This is a genomic window from Micromonospora sp. LOL_013 (genome assembly GCF_048060315.1).
Classification (GTDB): Bacteria; Actinomycetota; Actinomycetes; order Mycobacteriales; family Micromonosporaceae; genus Micromonospora_E.
The window spans coordinates 1-954 of the sequence record NZ_JBHMIQ010000100.1 but is presented as its reverse complement, the minus strand read 5'-3'; the positions used below and the strand labels follow the sequence as shown (position 1 = coordinate 954).

General features: G+C 63.1%; 2 protein-coding genes. Both read right to left on the bottom strand.

The features are described 5' to 3' along the window. Positions 1 to 487, bottom strand: a 487-nt coding sequence (locus ACFHWS_RS28485; RefSeq protein WP_416569580.1) for a tetratricopeptide repeat protein, incomplete at its 3' end; no start/stop codon positions are given. 369 nt (positions 488 to 856) lie between these two features. Next, positions 857 to 954: DUF397 domain-containing protein (locus ACFHWS_RS28480; protein WP_416569581.1), on the bottom strand; the 98-nt coding region annotated here is incomplete at its 5' end.

Genomic DNA, 954 nt, shown 5'->3' with positions numbered 1-954 from the left:
CCGTTGCTAGGTCGCTGAGGCGTTCGGCGACTTCTGGGTGATCGGGCCCTAACGCAGCTTCACTGATTGTCATCGCTCGTTGCAGGAGGGGAATCGCTTCCGAGGTGCGTCCCTGGTCTCTGTACGCCGTTGCTAGGTCGCTGAGGCGTTCGGCGACTTCTGGGTGATCGGGCCCTAACGCAGCTTCCGCCTCAGTCAATAGTAGATTCTTTTGTTCGATGTCTCCGTGTGCCGAATCAAACCTTCCGTGGTTGTAGGCAACGATGTCTCTGCCGACGAAGACCGCCGACGAACCGGTGTTGACGAAACCGTAGTTCACTGAGGCGGCTACGGATCGGTCACCGGAGGCCGCTATCCTTGGCGTTGATCGATCATCTGGCATGAAATTGTTTGACTCCCTTCCGCATTTATCAGTGGGTACCCCCCCACTCGTACCGATCGCAACCGTTGCCGCGACGAGCATCAACCCGACCTCGTCGTCGACCACCCCAGCATCTACCACCGACACTAGCTGTGGCCGCTACCCGACCGCCGCCACCAGCGACCAGAGCAGGACGCTCGCTCACGATACTGACTGTGATCAAAGCAGCACAGGGACGATCATCCAGTAGCCCATCCGCTCATCGGCATGAGCGCGCGCTGGTGCCCACCCGATCCGGTGAACAGCTGCGGCGTTCCTGGAGGCTCGGCCGGTCGCCCGTCCCAAGTTGTACGGACTCTCGGCGGCGAGTGCGGCCGCTCGGACGTGCTGAGGGCCGACGCCCTGCACGTCGAGCGGCGGATGCATCCGGCGGATAGGTCAGCGCTGATGCGTGCCGGCTCTGCGTCCTCCTCCAAGGAGGCCGGTGTCGGGTGGTCAATGGCCGGCGGTGCTGACCTGGGTGACGAAGGTGGACCAGGCGGTGGGGGTGAAGGTGAGGGTGCCGCCGGTGCGGTTCTTGCTGTCGCGGACCA